Origin of the sequence: Rubellimicrobium roseum (assembly GCF_006152145.1) — a bacterium.
GTDB lineage: Bacteria > Pseudomonadota > Alphaproteobacteria > Rhodobacterales > Rhodobacteraceae > Rubellimicrobium > Rubellimicrobium roseum.
Genome location: NZ_VDFV01000009.1, coordinates 55,963 through 73,257, shown reverse-complemented (window position 1 = coordinate 73,257; position 17,295 = coordinate 55,963). Strand labels below are relative to the sequence as shown.

The 17,295-nt window shown below is 67.6% G+C and carries 15 protein-coding genes and 2 pseudogenes; 9 read left to right on the top strand and 8 right to left on the bottom strand.

The window, feature by feature from the left end:
- Positions 1–51 precede the first annotated feature (51 nt).
- The 3 genes from FHG71_RS09145 (at position 52) to FHG71_RS24730 (ending at position 2,006) form a co-directional block, all read left to right on the top strand.
- Positions 52–1,092 carry an ABC transporter substrate-binding protein gene (locus FHG71_RS09145; RefSeq protein WP_139081322.1) on the top strand — a complete coding sequence of 347 codons (1,041 nt, stop codon included), beginning with the start codon at positions 52–54 and terminating at the stop codon, positions 1,090–1,092.
- 171 nt (positions 1,093–1,263) lie between these two features.
- Positions 1,264–1,536, top strand: coding sequence for a squalene/phytoene synthase family protein (locus FHG71_RS09140; RefSeq protein ID WP_139081321.1), 273 nt, complete (start codon positions 1,264–1,266; stop codon positions 1,534–1,536).
- The gene (locus FHG71_RS24730) at positions 1,440–2,006 is read left to right on the top strand and encodes a squalene/phytoene synthase family protein (RefSeq protein WP_139081373.1); all 567 of its coding nucleotides are present in this window, start codon (positions 1,440–1,442) and stop codon (positions 2,004–2,006) included. Before FHG71_RS09140 ends, FHG71_RS24730 begins: the two co-directional genes overlap by 97 nt.
- 160 nt (positions 2,007–2,166) lie before the next feature.
- Here FHG71_RS24730 and FHG71_RS23965 read toward each other — a convergent pair whose 3' ends face one another.
- The 5 genes and pseudogenes from FHG71_RS23965 to FHG71_RS09115 form a co-directional block, all read right to left on the bottom strand.
- Positions 2,167–2,367 (bottom strand): cold-shock protein, encoded by a 201-nt coding sequence (locus tag FHG71_RS23965; protein WP_218014071.1) that lies wholly within the window; start codon positions 2,365–2,367, stop codon positions 2,167–2,169.
- A gap of 186 nt (positions 2,368–2,553) precedes the next feature.
- Positions 2,554–2,694: pseudogene (locus FHG71_RS23960) on the bottom strand (cold-shock protein); the annotation flags it as partial.
- A 104-nt stretch (positions 2,695–2,798) separates the two neighbouring features.
- The gene (locus FHG71_RS24240; protein ID WP_246045398.1) at positions 2,799–3,065 is read right to left on the bottom strand and encodes a WGR domain-containing protein; all 267 of its coding nucleotides are present in this window, start codon (positions 3,063–3,065) and stop codon (positions 2,799–2,801) included.
- A gap of 75 nt (positions 3,066–3,140) precedes the next feature.
- A pseudogene (locus FHG71_RS24725) lies at positions 3,141–3,464 on the bottom strand (hypothetical protein); the annotation flags it as partial.
- A 460-nt stretch (positions 3,465–3,924) separates the two neighbouring features.
- Positions 3,925–6,162 (bottom strand): calcium-binding protein, encoded by a 2,238-nt coding sequence (locus FHG71_RS09115; RefSeq protein WP_139081319.1) that lies wholly within the window; start codon positions 6,160–6,162, stop codon positions 3,925–3,927.
- Positions 6,163–7,198: 1,036 nt separating this feature from the next.
- Here FHG71_RS09115 and FHG71_RS09110 point away from each other — a divergent pair.
- Positions 7,199–7,462, top strand: a complete 264-nt coding sequence (locus FHG71_RS09110; protein WP_139081318.1) for a hypothetical protein — start codon at positions 7,199–7,201, stop codon at positions 7,460–7,462.
- A 184-nt stretch (positions 7,463–7,646) separates the two neighbouring features.
- Positions 7,647–7,982 carry an ADYC domain-containing protein gene (locus tag FHG71_RS09105; protein WP_139081317.1) on the top strand — a complete coding sequence of 112 codons (336 nt, stop codon included), beginning with the start codon at positions 7,647–7,649 and terminating at the stop codon, positions 7,980–7,982.
- Between the two features lie 192 nt (positions 7,983–8,174).
- Here the strand turns inward: FHG71_RS09105 and FHG71_RS09100 are convergent, their stop codons facing one another.
- Both FHG71_RS09100 and FHG71_RS09095 read right to left on the bottom strand, forming a co-directional pair.
- On the bottom strand, positions 8,175–9,110 hold the full coding sequence (locus tag FHG71_RS09100; RefSeq protein WP_139081316.1) for a DMT family transporter: 936 nt from the start codon (positions 9,108–9,110) through the stop codon (positions 8,175–8,177).
- Between the two features lie 87 nt (positions 9,111–9,197).
- On the bottom strand, positions 9,198–9,740 hold the full coding sequence (locus FHG71_RS09095; protein WP_139081315.1) for a TetR/AcrR family transcriptional regulator: 543 nt from the start codon (positions 9,738–9,740) through the stop codon (positions 9,198–9,200).
- Positions 9,741–10,239: 499 nt separating this feature from the next.
- On the opposite strand from FHG71_RS09095, the gene FHG71_RS09090 reads away from it, so the two are divergent.
- Positions 10,240–11,436 carry an MFS transporter gene (locus FHG71_RS09090; protein WP_139081314.1) on the top strand — a complete coding sequence of 399 codons (1,197 nt, stop codon included), beginning with the start codon at positions 10,240–10,242 and terminating at the stop codon, positions 11,434–11,436.
- 62 nt (positions 11,437–11,498) lie between these two features.
- Here FHG71_RS09090 and FHG71_RS09085 read toward each other — a convergent pair whose 3' ends face one another.
- Entirely contained in the window at positions 11,499–11,699 is a 201-nt protein-coding gene (locus tag FHG71_RS09085; protein ID WP_139081313.1) for a hypothetical protein, read from the bottom strand.
- Positions 11,700–12,216: 517 nt separating this feature from the next.
- On the opposite strand from FHG71_RS09085, the gene FHG71_RS09080 reads away from it, so the two are divergent.
- From FHG71_RS09080 to FHG71_RS24570, 3 genes are all read left to right on the top strand, one after another.
- Complete coding sequence (locus FHG71_RS09080) at positions 12,217–13,344, top strand: mandelate racemase/muconate lactonizing enzyme family protein (RefSeq protein ID WP_139081312.1); 1,128 nt, start codon at positions 12,217–12,219, stop codon at positions 13,342–13,344.
- Positions 13,345–13,545: 201 nt separating this feature from the next.
- Positions 13,546–14,670, top strand: coding sequence for a metallophosphoesterase family protein (locus FHG71_RS09075; protein WP_139081311.1), 1,125 nt, complete (start codon positions 13,546–13,548; stop codon positions 14,668–14,670).
- Position 14,671: 1 nt separating this feature from the next.
- Positions 14,672–17,293, top strand: coding sequence for an AAA family ATPase (locus FHG71_RS24570; RefSeq protein ID WP_139081310.1), 2,622 nt, complete (start codon positions 14,672–14,674; stop codon positions 17,291–17,293).
- Positions 17,294–17,295: the final 2 nt, after the last annotated feature.

Here is a 17,295-nt window from a genome sequence, read left to right as displayed (position 1 = left end):
GCCGCCGTCTGTGCCGCATGACCCGAATTCAAGAACAAGGGAGGAGAATCAATGTTTAAGACAGCACTGATGGCGGGCGTCGCGGGTGCGATGCTGACCACGGGCTCTGCGGCCTTGGCCCAGGAGCTCACCACCGTGAACTTCATCATGCCGACCCCGCGGTCGATCCTGTTCTATCCGATGATCGTGGGCGAGGCCCTGGGCTACTTCGAGGACGAGGGCATCGAAATCAACCTGCTGCCCTCGGCCACGACGGTGCCTTTCGTCGCGTTCCTGACCAACGGCAGCGCCGACATAGCCAAGCTCGACGGCCCGCAAACCTACCAGGCGCTGAATGCGGGCATTCCGGTCAGTGTCATCTACGAGGCCCAGCAGCGCGCGCCCGAGGGCATCGTCGTGCCGGGCGACAGCCCGATCACCTCCGTCGAGGAACTTGCCGGCAAGACCGTGGGCCTCGTCAGCGATCGGGACCGCGCTACCCTGGAGGTCGCACTCAACGCCGTCGGAGCCAGCATCGATGACGTGAGCACGGTCGTCGTGGGCGAAGGCGGCCCGACACTGGCCAACGCCTTCACGCGGCAGACGGTGGACGCCATCGCCGGGGCGCTGCCGGACTGGATCGCGCTCCAGGCGAACGGGATCGAGATCCGCGACATCACGCCCGAGGGCGTGGCCGAGACGCCGGCCAACTCCTTTGTCATCCTGTCGGAGCGCAAGGAGGAGATGCAGGGCATCCTCGAAGGCTTCACTCGCGCCTGGTCCAAGGGAGCCTATGCGGCCTCGCTCGACCGCGACGCCCTCGGTGCGATGACGCGTCAGGCGGTGCCCGAGGAGTGGCAGCAGGACGAGTTCGGCTGGAACTTCATCGACGGCGCCACGCCGCTCAATACCCCCGTGACCGAGCGATATGGCGCGCTCCGCTCCGAAGCGTGGGAGAAGGTGCAAGCGCAGATGATCGAGGTGGGCGAGCTCTCGGCCCCCGTCGATGTAAGCACCTTCCTCGACGACTCCTTTATCGGGCCAGCGAACGATTTCAGCAAGGAGGAGGTCGCAGCCGATCTCGAGGAGTGGAAGCAGGCGAACGGGATGTGAGCAGGTTGTACGTCATGCAACATCTTGAGGCGTGATCCTCGGCGCCAGGCTCCTGGTCTGGCGCCGAAGTTGCAACTTGGGAAAGGCTCGGGGATCACGTGTCGATGTCTGGCTGGAAGACGAGGCGTGAGGCCTTGTCCTGACACCCTCCAGTCCAACTCCGAAGCTGAGGTGGACATTGTCGCCGCTTCAGGCTCGTCTTTTGTCACAGGCTTGGATATCCTGCCGCGCGAATGTCGAGAGGCCATGTTCGCGATCTTTGCTCTCTGCGGTCTGGTCGACGACATCGCCGATGGCGAGGGGACCAAGAACGAAAAGGTGGCAGCCTCGGATAATGGTCCGAGGAAATCGCGCAGTCGCACGCCGCGCACCGCCGTCGGCGAGGAGCCCGATCTCGCCATCGACCGTCATCGGCTTCCCGGCGGGAGTTCGATCCGATTCTGACCGGCATGCGCATGGACGTCGATGGCATAGTGGCGCCCCATCTCGTGCGTCTTGCACGTTGCGTGCGCGGCCAGGCGGGTACAGTGGGCCTCTTGTCCATGCGCGTGTTCGGTGCCCGGCAGGGGGAGGAGACCCGCCGCTTCGCCTTATCCCTCGCATGCGCCATGCAACTCACCGACATCCTGCGCGACGAGGAGGAGGATCCCCGCGCGGTCATCTGTAAATCCCGGCGCCGATGCTCACGGCGGCCGGCATACCTTGGGATCCGGACACGGCCATCTATGAGGCGCGTTGCTGTCTTGGCGCCATTGCCAGAGATCGTTTCCGTCGTGCTTGGGCCGCAAGGCGCGGGCTCGCCTCGTCCCGGCGCTGCTGATGATGGGACCCCACGGCAAACTCTTGGCGAGCATGGAGGCCGACTGGTCGCGTCCGTCGACGCCCCGCCCAGGCTGGCGGAAGATGACCGATAGAGTCATCTGTTCGCCAGAGGGCGTTGCGTCGACTTGCTGAGCAACGGTCGCGACCGGAGCCTAAGCCCCGGAACCAGAAGCGGTGTCCTGACCTATGTCGAGTGGTCAGATCTGTTTTTCTGGGTGCGATGGCCAGATCTTGGGTCTTGTCTCTGCGATGTCAGTCCCCCAGGCGCAGGTTCGTCGCGGCTGACTTGCCGCTGCGGCGGTCCCGCTCGATGTCGTAGGTGACCGCCTGACCCTCACGCAAGTCGCGCAAGCCCGCCTGCTCCACGGCCGAGATATGGACGAAGATGTCGTCTCCACCCGTGTCCGGCTGAATGAAGCCGAACCCTTTGGTGGCGTTGAACCACTTCACCACGCCCCGACCGGAGCCCTCCGGCTGGCGGTAGGCTGGCCCGCCGCGTGAGGCAGTGCTGGAGCGCTGGTAATCATCACGAGAGCGCTCGGCCGGGCGATGGGTGGTGGCAGGCGCAGAGCCGGTCACCCGCAGGTCCGTTGCCGTGAGCTTGCCCGACCGGCGATCCTCCTCGACCTCGAAACTGACCTGATCCCCTTCGTTCAGTGCTCGGAGCCCGGAGCGCTCCACGGCCGAGGCATGCACGAAGATGTCGGGGCCGCCTTCGTTCGGCGCGATGAAGCCAAAGCCTTTCCCCGTGTTGAACCACTTAACCGTCCCGCTTGCCATTGCCGATTCCTTCAATCATCCATGCGCCCGGCCCTATACCCCCGTCGCCGCCTTTCGGCGAGTAGCTTTTGCAAGGCTGCTTCGGCAGGTCCCGATCTATCATGTCAGGTCGTTCGGCTCTGGCCAGCCGTTCCGATCCGCCCCCAGTGCCGCACCACCCCATACTCGCCGAAGAGGCTGTTCGCCAGCGCCAGGCTATGGAAGCGGCGCAGATCGAAGGCCGGGTCCACGCGGGTGAGGCGGGCAGGACGAAGGTCCGAAGCGTCAGAAGATGGCACCCGATCAGGCGTAACGCGATGCTGATCAGGTGGCTGCGCGGCCCAACGGTGCAGGAGGTCAGGTTGCTCGGTGTCGTTCATCGTACGCTCCATGTCCTCGCCTCCTGGAACGTGAGCCTGGAAGGCGGCCCGGCTTGCACCCGGGCGCCCGCCTTTGCTGCCCCGGGCTGCTGCGGTCTTGAACCCTTCTAGGGGGCGCTCCCGGTTCAACTCCCGGACGTGCTCAGCGATAGGGCTCAGGACGTCGAACAGGAGTCGGCCCGTGGGCGTCTGGCTGTCCAATACCTCAGTGAGGGAGCGCGGCCTTTCCCTGTGCGCTTGAAGCCGGGGGGGCCGTCGGTGCGGGATCGGCACGGCCTCGTGTCTTGGGCCGGACGGTGGGGGCGCATGGAGGTGTCTGAGGTCAGGCGGGGGAAGGTGCTCGCGGACGGGAGCGCCGGGCCGGGTGGTCCGGTGCTCCCTCGCGTCACGGCAGCCTGGGCGGAACGGCATCTGTGGCGACATCCACGGCTGCGGGAACGGCAAACCCCTCCAGGGTCGCAGGCCTTCTCGCGCCGCAGGTCGTTCCCCGGCCTCCGACCCGCCCGTGCCGGTGTCGCCCGCCGCCAGGCCGGTCACGTCACCGACCTGCTCCGCCGCCCCACCTGCGCCCACGCGCCAGTCCCACACCAGAGCTCCGACGTCGCGTGGAGGATGCGCTAAGGTTAGAGCGATTTAACTTAGATCGAAGCGCACGAGCAGACTGGAGAAACAAGCTGAGTGTCGTCGAGGAGGGTGCAAGTCGGGATCCGATCCAACCTTCCACACTTTTCCAGGGCGGCCCTGGTCACTTTAGGCCACGGCCACCTGAGTCGTGGTCGAAGCGAACGCATGTGGGGTCAGGACGGCACGTTCGCATGAGTTCAAACCCCACGGGAGAGGCTCCGCCGCCCCCGTGCTCACGTCGTGAAGCTTACTCGAAAAAGCTGAAGTGGCCTTTATCGAGGCTCGAAACGTTCTCGATCGTCGCCAGGAGGATCGGATCGGTGTTCTGATCGATCCGGCCGTCGCCGTCCGTGTCCTGTCCCTTGCCGTCCTCATCGAACCAGAGCCGGTGCGAGTCGGTTTCGAACACGAAGACCGGGCCCGTGGTCGCGGCCACGTTGCTGGTCTGGTTGGCGAGCTTGAAATTGAACGAGTCCACGTCGAACTCCGCCTCCGAGATGGCGAGCTTGTCCTCCCCCTTCTTGAAGTCGCTGATCACGTCGTGCGGCCAGTAGGGGTCGTGGTCCAGAAAGCCGTCGTCCCGCTCAAGCACGAACGTATCCTTGCCGCTGCCGCCGGTCAGGTTGTCGGCGCCGGACCCGCCGTTCAGCACGTCGCTGCCGCCACGGCCGTCGAGGACATCGTCCTGAGCGCCGCCGTCGAACGAGTTGCTGGACCCGTTGCCGAGCAGATAATCGTCGTAGCCTGACCCTTGGACGTGTTCGATGGAAGCCAAGCGGTCGCCACGTGCCGCCCCGCCGTTGGTGGACTGCTGGGCGAGATCGATGCGAACCGACGTGTCGGCGTCAAGGTAATCGACGCGATCGAAGCCACTGCCGCCATCGACCATGTCGGCCCGGTAGTCTTCCGAGCGCAGGTAGGCACCGAGATGGAAGACGTCGCTGCCGCCCCCGCCGTACATCTTGTCGGCGCCGTACCCATAGTTGAAGACATCGTTGCCTGCGCCTCCGTGGGCGATGTCGTTCCGCGCCGAGGCGATGTCATCGTTGTCGTTGAAGGTGTCGGCACCGTCGTCGCCGTAAAGCGTGTCGGTTCCCGCTTCCCCGTCAAGGGCATCGTCGCCCTTGCCTCCCTTGAGGGTGTCGCTGCCGTCGCCCCCCTCAAGAATGTCGGCGCGGCTGCCGCCGGTCACCCGGTCGTTGCCTTTGCCCCCCTCGAACTGCAGCACCTCGAAGCCATCAACCAGCGTGCCGTTCGCCAGTCGGGTCAGGGTCTGGCCCTGAGTGCCCAGGTTGTAGGTGATGGCGACGTCGTTGGTGGGAGAGTAGCCGAAGGTCATCTTGATCGTGTCGATCGATTTCGACGAGTCCCCACCGATGGCCCTGTCGCCGACACCTATGGAGACGAAGTCGCTGCCCCCGCCGCCTTCGATGTCGTCGTACTCGCCGTCGAAGTCCCACCCGAGATAGGCGCCTGAGTAAAGACTGTCATCGCCCGAACCTCCTCTCATGACGTCCCTGCCATAGCCGCCCGAGAGCATGTCGTTACCCTGGCCACCCTCGGCACGGTCGTTGCCATTCTCGCCGTTCAGGGTGTCTTGGCCGTCCTCACCATAGATGCGATCGTTTTCGTTCCCGCCGTTGGCAAGGTCGTCTCCCCTGCCTCCGTAGATCACATCGGCGCCAGAGGGCGTCTCGGTCTCGCTCCAGTCGTAGTAGCCGGTCGTGTCGCCGTACAGATAGTCGTCGCCGTTGTCGCCTCTGAGCGTATCGGACCCGTGACCGCCATGAAGGCTGTCGTTCCCACCACGTCCACCGAGCGTGTCCGTGCCCCGGCCGCCCTGAAGCTCGTCCTCCATTTCCCAGCCGGTGATGCGATCCCCAAAATCGGAGCCGCGGATCTTGTACTGCTCCACGCCTTGCACGGTGAATCCGCCGGCCGCGCTGTAGCTCTTCAGGTAATCGGTCGCGGTGAAGGTGAAGCCGTTGGTAAGGGCCTTGTAGCTGACGTCCAGGAGGTCGGTTCCCGTGCCGCCGTCGATCCTGTCACCCGAGGTCTCGCTGCCCGCCCCGAGGATGAACTGGTCATCGCCATTGCCGCCGCCCAGGAGGTCGCCGCCGGCTCCACCGTAAAGCCGGTCGTGGCCTTCGCCACCGTAGAGCTGATCGCCTTCGTCCGCTCCCGAGGCGTAGTAGCCATCGCCGTAGATGTCGTCGTTGCCGTGGCCGCCGTGGATCGTGTCAGAACCTGCCTGCCCATTCAGGTCGTCGTCGCCGTAACCACCCTTGAGGCTGTCGTCGCCTTCGTCGCCATCGATGGAGTCGTTGCCGTAGCCGCCGTCGATCGCGTCATTGCCAAGTCCACCGTAGGCGTAATCATCGCCATCAAGCAAGTTGATCGCATCACTTCCGGAGGTGTCGTGTCCGTAATAATCCCCGATGAAGTCTCTTTCGGATAGGCTGTTCGTTCCATTGATAATGGCCATGATGCGCCTTCTAAAACTATGCTCGGATCAATCAGCGGATTGCTGAGATGCGACAGGCTATGCTGTGAATCGACATCGTGAGTCAATGCGCTTCGAGGCCGGGGAATGGTCAGGAAAACCTGACCTGCTTCAAAAGTCACGAGCTATAGCCCAACAGATATGTACGGCACGGGTTTGGTGGAGTTCGGAGCTGCAAGCTCAATGCCCGATCGCCTTACCTGAATCCGACCTCGCCAACAGTGTCTGTTGGTTTGATGGACATGCCTGGATAGGGTTGAGTCCGCTGGGTGCCGCTCCTCCCTGTGGGACGGAACCGCGCCGGAACTTCTCTGCTCTGGTCTTGGGCTGGAACCCAGTAGGAGCTTGTCGCGCCAGCAGGATGAAATTATGATTGAAAAGGGCTTTCCGTGCTTCGATCAGAAGCTTGGGCCAGAACCGCATCAGCCTGACTGCTGCATCCGCGCCTGTGGGTCAGTCAGAAGTTACGCATAGGGCTGCATGAGTGTGCGGTGTTCATGTATGTTGTGCTGCGCGTCCCGCACAAAGGGCGAGCAGGCGCCTTGGCAAGGTCGGGGATACCCGACCTGACGATCGGCCAGCCTGCGAGTATCCAGTCCTTTATGCGTTCGGATCGTAACGTAGATCTGCCATGGGCCAAGCCGATGCCGAATAATGGTCCTTGTTCAGTCAGGAGAATTCCCATGAACCGAGTTTTCTTGCTGACGATTGCTCTTGCCCTCGGCGCCTCTGCTGCATCTGCGGAGCAAATAGCAACGGTATCAGCATCAACCGAGTGGCCTTCAATGGTTCGAACCTGAATTGCCTTAGCGCCAATGGCACGAACCTCAACGGATCGGACCTCAATGGCATCAAGTTAATAACGCGAACCTAAATGGGACGGAGCTGAACTATGGCTCCGGGACGCCTGTCGACACAGAAAATTTCGGCGATGCGCCGCTGCTGATGGAGCAAGCCCTTACGCTGGCGGACGGCACGCCCCTTGTCGTGAGGCCCAGCCATCAAGCGGCGTCGCTTCGTGGTTGCTCTTGCGGCCCTGCTGGTCGCGGGGGACCTGCACGCCGACACCGCCTCCGTTGATCTCCATGGCAGCGAGCTCCTCAGCACGATGGACGGGCGAAGACTAATTCGCTCCGAGCTGATCGGAGCGGTGCTGGCGCCGGTCCAGGAGGATGGCAGCGTCGCAAACATCCGCATCGACAGCATCGTCACGGACCTGGGGAGGGTCGAGGGCGATGTCGTGATGTACGGCCTCAGCGTTGCCGACGAGAGCGGCGCATAGATGCCTGTCTGTCCCCCCTGAGCCGGACCGTCGGCCGCATGCCGTACTCCAGCCGCGCTCGGACGGTGCCATCTTGATCAACTGCACGGTCGGGGCCCGGGACAAATGCATCCGGCTGCGCCACCGGTCCTGGGCTAGGCACGACGGCGTGCCTTTGGCGCCCTGCTGGAACGCCTGAATTTACATGATCCGCGCGGATTACTGTGGCGACAACCGGCCCTCGACGCGCAATGGCATGCCGATCAACATATACGACAGCTTCGGCATCCAGCAGCGCGCTGCGCCACTTGAGCCGGGAACGGACTTCTCCTTTGAGGCGGCATGGAGCGAACAAGGTGCCATCTGTGTGGCCCATCCCCGCGTGCCACAGAACATCGGCTTGGAGTCGCTCGCCGCCGAGTGTCGAGGGCTTTCCGACCATCTCGGGCCCGACTGCACCGAAGCCTCAGCCCGGCGTCTCGGTGCGTCCCGTGTCTTCAATGCATCGCGGGGCGACAGCATACCTGAACATGCCCGCTGATTGAAGCAGAGAGGCCGGTTCTCGGGCTTCGGCAGGGCGGATGCGTAGCCCGAGCATCTCAATCAGAAACGTGGTCACGATCTGCATGGGTTGAAAGCCCGGCACGTGGCGTTTGGTCCCTCGGCGTAACGGGTCACGACCTCAGGGGCTGAGAAGGCGGGCGAGGCCTCCGGCGTTCCGTTCTCGCGCGGCTCAATGGTCTGGATCCCGCGGCCCCGCTCCCTGGAATCTCGCGAAGACGATGATGCCGACGAGCGACACAGCCAAGCCGATGGCCATGGCCCAGGACAGCGGCTCGCCGAACATGACCCAGGCCCAGATCATCACCACCGGCGGGCTCAGGTACAGCACGGCCGTCACGCGGGCCGGAGAGGAGCGGCGCAGCGCGGCATAGTAAAGCCCCCAAGCTCCAAAGGTGGCCACGAACACGAGCCACAGGATGCCGCCGATGAAGCCCGCTTCCATGACCGGGGCCACGCCGCCCTCGATCCAAGCCGCAATGCCTAGGATCGCAGCGGCCGAGAGGCACTGGAGGCAGAGGCTCCGATGAACCGGCAGAGGCTCAGACGGACTGCGCTTTTGAAGAAGCGTCGCGAAGGCGAGGGAGAGGGTGCCAACGACGGGCAGGACGTAAGCCCACAGGGGCACGTCACCCATGCGAAGGGACCAGCCCGAGGCGATCAGCACGCCGGCGACACCGATCAAGGAGCCCAGCCACTGGCCTCCCGTCAGCGCCTGCCCAAGCATCGGCCAGGACAGGAGCGCCACCATCAATGGAAGCATGTCGGTTATGAGCGCCACGAGGCCGGTCGGCACGCCTTCCCCGATGGCGAGGGCGAACCCGGACAGGTAGCCTGCCATCGCCAGCGCCCCGAAAAGCATCTGCGGAGGCAAGTCCCGCCACCGGAGCCGGGGCCCCACCGTCAGGGTAAGGGGCAGCAGCACCAGTCCCGAGACCAGGCTTCGCCAGAACAGGATCAGGAAGATGGGAGCGTGGTCGCTTGCAAAGCGAATGCCTACGAACCCGCCACTCCAGGAGATTACCAGCGCCGCCTCAAGCGCGACGAGGATGAGGAGTGCGGAAAACCTGCCCCGGGTTCGATCAGGGGAGAAGGCAAAATCACTCATGGGATGGTCTCGGGGGAGGCGTCGCCGACGCGAAGGTCGCAACGCGCAGAGATTGGCGCATTGACCGGAGCGCAGGTGAGGCTGTGGTCAGAGCTGATCGAGAAGGGAGGCTGCGATGCGCCGTGCGGCTCGCAGTCGGGCGTCGTGGCCTTCCAGCCCGGCGCGGGTCATGGCGCCCTCGAGCAGGAAGGACAGATGCTGGGCCATGTCGGCGGCCCGGGCGCTCTCCTGAGGCAGGAGCTCTTCGAGAGCCTCCCGGATGAGGCGCTCCGCTTCGTCCTTTTGCGCTGCGACCTCGGCACGTCCGGGGTCTCCCACGGGAAGCTCGGCCGCGGCGTTGTAGAGCCCACAACCGCGAAAGTCCCTCTGATATTCGAAGGCGGCATGATCGAGATAGGAGTCGAAGACCGCCAGGATGCGCTCTTGCGGGGTCGAAGCGCCCCCGATCCGCTCCAGGCAGAGTCGATGCCACTCGTCGTGCCGGGACCGAACATAGGCCTGCACCAGCTCGGCCTTGGACGCGAAGTTGTTGTAGAGGCTCATCTTGGCCACGCCCGCCCTCGCGGTGATCGTATCTATACCGGTCGCTGCGATGCCGTTGTTGTAGAAGAGTTCGGATGCGGCCTTCATCAGGCGCTCCTTCGCGGGGGACGTGTTGGACAAGGATGCCTCCCAGATTATGGTTAGACTGGTCTACCTAATTATTGCTTCTGTCAAGCCGCTCAGGGTGGATGAGCCGCATCGGAGATCCTGACGGCGCTCAGGGACCCTGACCTCCGTTCATCAACGGCCTGAGCCATTCGGAAGCACGTGCATGGGACGATGCCAGAATCCAACGTGAGCAACCCGAAGGCTTTTCCGGGCGGAGCAGGGCTGCGGCCGCACACGCAGCATGCCGTTCCGGACAACGATGATCTTTCTGGCGGCGGGCCTCGGCGGATACGTTGGCCGCCCAGCCCCAATGAGATCAGCCGTCACCTTGTCTGGAAGCCAAGGACCTTCTAGTTCGTGCCTTCCAGGGCTGGCCGGGTTTGTCCGGGGCCTGCCACGCAGGTCTGTTCGGGTGCCGCACCCGGTCGATCATCACCTGTCATGACGCCTTGCGTCCGGAGTGTAACGGAGAGCCATCATGAGGTCCCCGTCGAGCCTGGGGCTCCATCTGAGCCCCGAGCGGCGCGTGTTCGCCGGCTTCGCGGTCCATGCCATGACCATGGGTAGCCTTTTTCCCCGGCTGCCGGAGATCCGGGACGCCATGGGCGTGGGCGAGGGGACGTTGGGACTGAGCCTCATCGGCGTGCCCGTCGGCACCCTGATCGCGCTCACAACCGCGTCTCCCCTGCTGGAGAGGGTCGGATACCGCCGCGCCCTTCTGGTCGCCATGCCGCTTGTGGCGCTGGCCTATGCCGTCGCCGTGCAGGCTACGGTGCCCTGGGCCCTGTTCCTTCTCCTGATCCCCGCGGGCCTTCTGATCGGATCGGTCGAGATCATTCTCAACGTCGAGGCTGACCGAACCGAGGCCTTGGTGGGGCGGAGGATCATGAACCGGGCGCACGCGTTCTGGAGCTTCGGCTTCTTCGCCACCGGTCTCCTGGGTGCCGGTCTGGCGCAGATCGGCCTGTCTCCGCAGGTCCATCTTGCCCTCGTCGTGCCGGTTGTGGTGCTTGCCGTGGCGCTCGTCTTCAGCGGCTTTGAGCCTGCTCCGACCCGGGCCGTCGAGGAGGCCGCGCCCGGCGTTGCCTGGCCGACATGGCCTATCCTCGTCCTCGTTGCGGTCACGCTCTCGGCGGTGCTGATGGAGGGCGCCGGGCTCGACTGGTCGGCCATCTACATGACCAACGTCTGGGGCTCGGCCTCGTTCAGCGCGGGCTTGGCCGTCGCGCTGGTCGCCGGATCCCAGGCCGTCGGCCGCTACTACTCCGACGGCTTCGTCGAGCGGTACTCCCCGGCCATCGTGGCCCGCGTCCAGCTCGGCATCCTGGCGCTGGGCCTTGTGCTCCTGCTCGTCTCCCCGGGGCCGGCGATCTCGCTCCTGAGCTTCGCGCTCCTGGGGTTCGGGTCCAGTGCCATCTTCCCGCTGGCCATGTCGGCCGCCGCGCAGCGCACCGACCGGCCTGCGGCGACGAATGTGGCGGCTCTCGCGCAGATCTCGTTCGTGGCCTTCCTTCTTGGACCGCCGCTTCTGGGGTTCGTGGGGGAGCATTGGGGCATCCGGTCGGTCTATGGCCTGGGGCTGCCCTTCGTCGTCCTGAGCTTCCTGGCCGCAGGCGCCCTGGGGCGTCGGGAGGCCGGGGCCGAGCCTCGGCCGACCGCAACGGCTGTGCTCTGAGCGTGGAGCTCGGGACGACGAGGCGCGATGTCCGTCGACGGGTTGCGGTTCAGCATCGAGCTTCACGTCAACTGCTCATCGGCGCACATCATATCGTCCGCATCATTGCTGTCCTCCTCTTCCATCTCGATGTCCTCCGGGTCGATCCGGCACGGCATCGTGGCCAACATCTCGACGGTCCGGGGGACAGTCTGCGCTGGCACGGCTTCGTACTTCTGCGCCGCTGCGGCAAATGGCAGGGCGACGATGGCAGGGGGCGGCATCGGCGCATGGTCTAGGTCGGCTGCTCAACGGACGAGCAAGACCTTGCGGCCGCCTGCGCTTGACACGCGGACGAGAGCCGCGCTCCTCAGGATTGCCAATGCGTTCGTGGCATCTCCGAGGCAGGAGGAGCGGGATGCAGCTGGGCTCCGTGATGACGTCCAACCACCAAGGTACTGGGGACACTGCCGCGAAGCGCTTGTGGGGGCGATCGTGACGCTCCGGGTGAAAGGTGCCGGGCAGGAGCCGTGAGTGTTTGAAGCACTTCATCATTCCTTCTGAGCGCACCAGAATTTCGATCAGCTTGTCGAAGGTCCGGTCCCCACACGGCTCACCGCCCGTTCCCTTGGTTCCTCGGTGTGACGCGCAGGCCGGTGTGCGCCCAAGACTCCTGCGGGCCGAAGGCAAGGCAGATCCTTCGTTGCCGCAAGATGGCGTGCCTGTAGTGACCGCGGGGGCCTTGCCATTCCGGTCCGGCTGCGCCGTGATGGGCCATCCGTCGAAGCCCAGGACCCGTCCATGACCATCCGCTCCGTCGAGGCGATCCCCGTTGCCTATCCCGAGCCCAACGACCATTCGCGCCTGCGCTCGGTCTGCCTCGTGAAGATCACCACCGAGGACGGGGCCGTGGGCTGGGGCGAGTGCTGCGCCTACTTCCCCGAGGCCTCGCGCGCCGCCAAGGCGCTGGTGGAGGGGATGGCCGAGATCGTCATCGGTCAGGACGAAGTGCGGACCGAAACGATCTGGCGGCTCCTGAAGGAGCATAGCTGGTGGTACGGCACGGGGGCGGGGATCGCCTCGCTGGCCATATCGGGCCTCGACATCGCGCTGTGGGACCTCAAGGGCAAGGTGCTGGGGCGCTCGGTGCTCGATCTTTTGGGCGGGCCCGTCCATGACCGGATGCCGGCCGTGGCCTCGATCCACGCGACCCGCGCCTCCATCCCCGCCATGGCCGAGGAGATCGTGGGCTACCTGTCCGGGGGCCTGCAGGGCGTGAAGGTCGGTTTCGGCAAGAAGGGCGACGCGCATCTGGGCTTCGACCACGCCCGCGACGTCGAATACGTCCGCACCGTGCGCGAGGCCGTCGGGCCCGACAAGCGGCTGATGATCGACCTGGGGGTCAAGAACTTCTGGGACGTGCCCACCGCCATCCAGCGGGCGCGGGCCTTCGAGGAGTACCAGATCCACTGGCTGGAGGAGCCCCTGGGCCACGACGACCCGGAGGGCTACCGCGCGCTGCGGGCCGGGACCTCCTTGTGCATCGGATACGGCGAGCGGGAGTGGAATCACCGGGGCGTGCAGCGCATCGTGGAGACGGGGACCGTGGACGTCGTGGGGCTCGACCCGGGGCGGATCGAGGGGATCACGGGCTTCCAGAAGGCGGCCCAGATCTGTGCGCTGCATCGCCGGCAGGCCAACGCCCACAACTTCTCCACGGCCATCGTCTCGGCGGCCTCCCAGGCGCTGAGCTTCGCGAGCCTCGCCTGCCGCGAGCTGGAATTGCAGCCTGTTTATGGGCCGGCGCAGAAGGACCTCGTGGACAAGCCCGTTTGGCACACCGACGGCTGGGTGAACCCGCCCGAGGGCGTGGGGCTTGGCATCGAGGTCAACGAGGACCTGGTGAACAGCGCACGGCTCGACCGCTGAGCGGGGCGGGAACGGATTGGCAGGGGCGTGCGGCATGGCGGGTCCTTCGGGGGCGTCGTGAGAACAGGATCGCCGCCAAAGGTTAACGATACCTTCGACCACCGAACGGTCCTCCCCCGTTTCGCGCAACACCCGCCGGGGTCCCTGTCGCCCGGCGGGCGATGGGGATATCGTGGCGGTTGAGTCATCCGGGGGACGCCTGTGGCCTTTCGCTTCATCCACACCGCCGACTGGCAGATCGGCAAGCCCTTCGCCCATGTCGCGGGCGATCCCGGGGCCGAGCTGCGCAGCCAGCGCATCCGCACCGTGCAGCGCATCGCGGAACTCGCGGCCGAGGCGCAGGTGGACGCGGTGCTGGTGGCGGGGGACGCCTTCGACAGCAACGAGGTCGCGGACCGGACGATCTTCCGCACGGTCGAGGCGCTGAAGCCCTTCGGGGGGACCTGGGTCTTCCTGCCGGGCAACCACGACGCGGCGCTGGCGCACAGCGTCTGGACGCGGGCGCGGGCCATGGGCCTGCCCGACAACATCGTGATCGCGGACCGGCCCGAGCCGGTGGACCGCTGGAACGGGCGTGCGACCGTGCTGCCCGCACCCCTGCGGCGGCGGCGCGAGGTCATGGACCAGACGGACTGGTTCGACGAAGCCCCGAGCCCCGAGGGGAGCTGCCGCGTGGGGCTGGCGCATGGGAGCGTCGCCGGGCGGCTGCCGGACAGGGGCGATTCGTCCAACGAGATCCGCGACGACCGCGCAGAGCGGGCGCGGCTCTGCTATCTGGCGCTGGGCGACTGGCACGGGGCGCTGCGGATCGCGCCGCGCACCTGGTACGCGGGCGCGCCCGAGCCCGACCGGCACAAGGCCAACGACTCGGGGCATGTCCATCTCGTGACGCTGGACGGCCCCGGCGCGCCCGAGCGGGTCGAGATGCGGGCCGTGGGGCACTTCGCCTGGGTGCGGCTGGAGGTGGAGCTTCTGGGTACCTGCGACAAGGCGATCCAGGCGCTGGAGGCGCTGGGGCGCGATCCGCGGGCCTGCGTGGTCTCCTTGGTGCTGAAGGGGAGCGTGTCGCTGTCCGAGCGGGACCGGCTGGAGCGGGCGCTGGCGCTGTGGGAGGCGCGGCTCCATCACCTCGACGCGGACCTGGGCGGGCTGGTGGACGACCCCTCGGCGGACGACCTCGACGCGCTGGACACGGCGGGATTCGTGCGGCTGGCGGTGGAGCGGCTGCGGGCGCGGGCGCAGGACCCGGCGGACCCGGAGGCGGCGGCGGCGCGGATGGCCTTGCGGATGATCTACCTCGACCACCTGCGCGGGGCGGAGGGCTGAGATGAGGCTCCGGCGGATCGAGGTCAGGGACTTCCGCAAGCTCCAGCATCTGGTGGTGGAGGGCTTGGGCGACGGGCTGAACGTCGTCGTGGGGGACAACGAGGCGGGCAAGTCCACGCTGCTTGCGGCGCTGCGGGCCGTGCTGTTCGAGCGGCATCGCGTGGGCGGGCGGGCGGCGCAGGGGATGCTGCCCTTCGGCCAGTCGGTGCGGCCCGAGATCCGGCTCGATTTCGATCTGGGGGGCGAGGCGTGGCGGCTGAGGAAGGCTTTCGTGCAAAAGCCCGAGGCCGAGCTGGAGAGCCCGCGCGGCCGCTGGTCCGGGGACGAGGTCGAGGAGAAGCTGGCGGAGCTTCTGGGCTTCACGCCGCCCGGCGCGGGCGGGTCCAAGCCCGGCGAGCACCAGGGGGCCTATGGGCTGCTGTGGGTGCAGCAGGGGACGGCGCACGAGGCGCTGGGCGTGGGCGCGGGGCGCGAGGGGATCGCGGCGGCGCTGGAGACCGAGGTCGGGCAGGTGCTGGGCGGCGAGCGCGGCCGGGCGCTGCTGACGGCGGCCGAGAGGCGGCGGGCGGACCACTGGACCAAGCTCGACAAGCCGCGCGGGCCCTGGAAGGAGCTGCGCGAGGAGGTCGAGGAGCTGGAGGCGCGGCAGGCCGACCTGCGGCGGCGCTGGGAGGCGCATGACGGCAAGGTGAGCGACCTCGCGGCCCGGCAGGAGGCGCTGGCGCGGCACGAGCGGGAGGATTCGCTGGGGCAGGCGCAGCGGGACCTCGCGGCGGCGCGGGTGGCCGAGGGGCAGGCGGCCCGGCTGGAGCAGGGGCTGCGCGAGGCCGAGGGGCGGCGGAAGCTGGCGGCGGCGGCGCGGGACGCGGCCGAGGGGCGGCGCGCGGCGCGGGCGGCGCTGGTCGGGCGGCGGGACGCGGCGGCGCGGGCGCTGGCGTCGGCGCAGGAGGAGGCGGGGGCGCTCCGGGGCGTGCTGGAGGCGCATGATGCGGCGGCGCGTGGGGCGGCCGGGCGGCTGGCCGAGGCGCGGGGCGCGCGTGACCGGGCGACCGAGCGGCTGGCGGCCGGGGAGCGGGCGCTGCGGCGGCAGGAGGCGCGCGAGGCGCTGGGGCGGCTGGAGGCGCAGCTTCGCGGGGCCGAGGAAGCGGAGCGGCGGCGGCGCGTGGCGCTGGCCGGGGCGGCGGCGGTTGCGATCACGGCCGCCGCGCTGAAGGAGGTCGAGGCGCTGGCGCAGGCGCGCGACCGGACGTTGGCCCGGAGCCAGGCGGCGAGCGTGCGGATCGACTTCGCCCCCGACGACGGGCGGGCCGTGACGGTGGATGGCCGGGCGCAGGACGCGGGGGCGCCGGTCTGGCTGGCGGCGGATGCCGAGATCATGCTGGAAGGGTTCGGCCGGCTGCGGGTGCGGCCCGGCGGCGGGGCGGGCGACCTCGCCCGCGAGGCCGAGGACGCGGGGCGGGCGCTGGCTGAGCGGCTCGCGGCGTTGGGCGTGGCCGATCCCGCCGAGGCGCGGGCGGCCCTGCAGCGCCGGCTTGCCTGCGAGGGCGAGGCCGAGGCGCAGGCACGGCTGGTGGAGGCGCTCGCGCCCCAGGGGATCGAGGCATTGCAGGCAGCGGTCGCGGCGCAGCGGTCCGTTCTTGATGAGGTGGGCGACGGGATCGGGGAGGCCGACGCGGCGGTGGTCGAGGCGGCGCGGGCGGACCTGCACGCGGCGATGGGGACCGTGGCGGGGGTGGAGGCCGAGGCGAAGGCGGCCGAGGCGGCGCGGGTCGCCGCGGACCGGGACCTCGCCACGCTGGAAGGACGGACGGCGGGGCTGGCGCGTGAGCACGAGGCGCTGGGCGCGGAGCTGGCGGAGGCGCGGGCGGCCGTGCCGGACGAGGCGCTGGAGGCGGCGCTGGGGCAGGCCGGGGCGGAGCTTCTGGCGGCCGAGGCGGCTGAGGGCGCGGCCCGGGCGGCGCTGGAGGCGTCGGACCCCGAGGTGGTGCGGCTGGAGATGAAGCGCGCGGAACGGGCGGAGCAGGCCATCCGCGCCGATATCGACCGGCTGGGCCGCGAGAAGCGCGATCTGGAGGTGGAGCTGGGCGCGCTGGGTCGCGAGGGCGTGGGCGAGCAGCTCGCCGAGGTCGAGGGCCTGCTGGAGCTGCGGCGGCGGCAGCTCGGGCTTCGGGGGCAGGAGGCGGCGGCCTCGAAGCTCCTTCACGAGGCGCTGGTCGCGGCGCAGAGCGAGAGCAAGGACCGCTGGCTGGGCCCCGTGCGCGAGAAGGTGCGGCCCTACCTGCGGCTCCTCCAGCCTGACACGGACGTGGTGCTGAACGAGACCACGCTGGAGATCGAGGGCTTCCGCCGCGACGGGCGCGAGGAGGCCTTCCACGACCTGTCCATCGGCGCGCGCGAGCAGGTGGCGGTGGTCACGCGGCTCGCGCTCGCGGACATCCTGCGGGGGGCGGGGCGGTCGGCGGCGGTGATCCTCGACGACGCGCTGGTGAACACGGACGAGGCCCGGCTGTCGCGGATGCACCTTGTCCTGCATCGGGCGGCCGAGAACCTGCAGGTGCTGGTCCTGACCTGCCGGGAGCGGGACTTCCGCCAGTTGGGGGCCCCGCTCGTCCGCATCCGCTGAGG